This is a genomic window from Sphingobium sp. L-44, from assembly GCF_056859495.1.
Genome location: NZ_JBSXOQ010000041.1, coordinates 1 through 2,282 on the forward strand (window position 1 = coordinate 1; position 2,282 = coordinate 2,282).

The following is a 2,282-nucleotide window of genomic DNA, read 5'->3' on the forward strand; positions in this document are numbered from 1 at the left end:
TGGAGAGAAATTCTCGGTTAGGTTTGGCGAATGCCGAACAAGGGAAACCGTGGATGAAAACGTCGAGATTCAGCGAGCAACAGATCGCGTTCATTCTCAAGCAGGCTGAGGACGGAACGACCGTTGAGGAGGTGTGCCGGAAGGCGGGTATCTCAGTTCAAACTTACTACCGATGGCGGAGCAAATATGGCGGCTTGATGCCGTCGGAGATGAAGCGGCTGAAGCAACTGGAGGAGGAAAATGTCCGCCTCAAGCGCCTCGTGGCGAACCTGAGCCTGGACAAGGAGATGCTGCAGGATGTCATCCGCCGAAAAATGTAAGGCCTGATCGAGCTCGGGAAATCGTCAGCTATCTGCGGACGAGCTACCAAGTGAGCGAACGGCGGGCCTGCAGCGCGTTTCCGATCAACCGATCGACCCAGCGCTACCAGTCACGTCGCCTCGATCAGGCCGGCCTCAAGATGAAGATCAGGGAGCTGGCCGCGACCCGTGTTCGCTACGGGTATCGGCGGATCCATGTCCTGCTGCGGAGAGAAGGATGGAAGATCAATCACAAACGGACGCATCGGCTGTACCGCGAGATGGGCCTGCAACTGCGCAACAAGACGCCTAAGCGCAAGGTGAAGGCGAAGCTGCGTGACGACAGGGCACCAGCGTCGGCGCCTAACGAATGCTGGTCGATGGACTTCCTGTCGGATCAGCTCTTCGACGGTCGTAAAATCCGTGTGCTGTCGATCATCGACAACTTCAGCCGGGTATCGCCGGTACTCGATGTCAGGATGAGTTACCGCGGTGCCGATGTCGTCCAAACCCTTGAACGGGTTGCGGCTAGGCATGGGCGACCGCAGCGTATTCGCCTGGACAATGGGCCGGAATTTATCTCGAAGGATTTGGATCTTTGGGCTTGGACGCACGGTGTCGTCCTCGACTTCAGCCGCCCCGGCAAACCGACGGACAACGCGTTCGCCGAGTCCTTCAACCGCCGCGTCCGGGCCGAATGCCTCAACGCCTTTTGGTTCTTGAGCCTGGACGATGCTCGGGTAAAATGTGAGGCTTGGCGGATCGATTACAACGAGGTCCGTCCGCACAGCTCCCTCGGCAACCAGACCCCGATGGAGCACGCTTTTGGATCAGGGCAGGCATGCCTGCCCTGATCCAAAAGCGTGCTCCATCGGGGTCTGGTTGCCGAGGGAGCTGTGCGGACGGACCTCGTTGTAATCGATCCGCCAAGCCTCACATTTTACCCGAGCATCGTCCAGGCTCAAGAACCAAAAGGCGTTGAGGCATTCGGCCCGGACGCGGCGGTTGAAGGACTCGGCGAACGCGTTGTCCGTCGGTTTGCCGGGGCGGCTGAAGTCGAGGACGACACCGTGCGTCCAAGCCCAAAGATCCAAATCCTTCGAGATAAATTCCGGCCCATTGTCCAGGCGAATACGCTGCGGTCGCCCATGCCTAGCCGCAACCCGTTCAAGGGTTTGGACGACATCGGCACCGCGGTAACTCATCCTGACATCGAGTACCGGCGATACCCGGCTGAAGTTGTCGATGATCGACAGCACACGGATTTTACGACCGTCGAAGAGCTGATCCGACAGGAAGTCCATCGACCAGCATTCGTTAGGCGCCGACGCTGGTGCCCTGTCGTCACGCAGCTTCGCCTTCACCTTGCGCTTAGGCGTCTTGTTGCGCAGTTGCAGGCCCATCTCGCGGTACAGCCGATGCGTCCGTTTGTGATTGATCTTCCATCCTTCTCTCCGCAGCAGGACATGGATCCGCCGATACCCGTAGCGAACACGGGTCGCGGCCAGCTCCCTGATCTTCATCTTGAGGCCGGCCTGATCGAGGCGACGTGACTGGTAGCGCTGGGTCGATCGGTTGATCGGAAACGCGCTGCAGGCCCGCCGTTCGCTCACTTGGTAGCTCGTCCGCAGATAGCTGACGATTTCCCGAGCTCGATCAGGCCTTACATTTTTCGGCGGATGACATCCTGCAGCATCTCCTTGTCCAGGCTCAGGTTCGCCACGAGGCGCTTGAGGCGGACATTTTCCTCCTCCAGTTGCTTCAGCCGCTTCATCTCCGACGGCATCAAGCCGCCATATTTGCTCCGCCATCGGTAGTAAGTTTGAACTGAGATACCCGCCTTCCGGCACACCTCCTCAACGGTCGTTCCGTCCTCAGCCTGCTTGAGAATGAACGCGATCTGTTGCTCGCTGAATCTCGACGTTTTCATCCACGGTTTCCCTTGTTCGGCATTCGCCAAACCTAACCGAGAATTTCTCTCCA

General features: G+C 58.5%; 2 protein-coding genes. One reads left to right on the forward strand and one right to left on the reverse strand.

The genetic code is table 11. From position 1 onward, the window contains the following. Positions 1-53: 53 nt before the first annotated feature. Positions 54-1,153 (forward strand): IS3 family transposase gene (locus tag AC13EK_RS03300; RefSeq protein ID WP_483022022.1). Its coding sequence is split into 2 segments (ribosomal slippage): positions 54-315 and positions 315-1,153, totalling 1,101 coding nucleotides; the frame shifts between segments, so codons are not numbered across the junction. Here AC13EK_RS03300 and AC13EK_RS03305 read toward each other — a convergent pair. Further along, positions 1,130-2,229 (reverse strand): IS3 family transposase gene (locus tag AC13EK_RS03305; RefSeq protein WP_483022022.1). Its coding sequence is split into 2 segments (ribosomal slippage): positions 1,130-1,968 and positions 1,968-2,229, totalling 1,101 coding nucleotides; the frame shifts between segments, so codons are not numbered across the junction. The two genes, AC13EK_RS03300 and AC13EK_RS03305, sit on opposite strands and share 24 nt — an antisense overlap. Between the last annotated feature and the right edge of the window lie 53 nt (positions 2,230-2,282).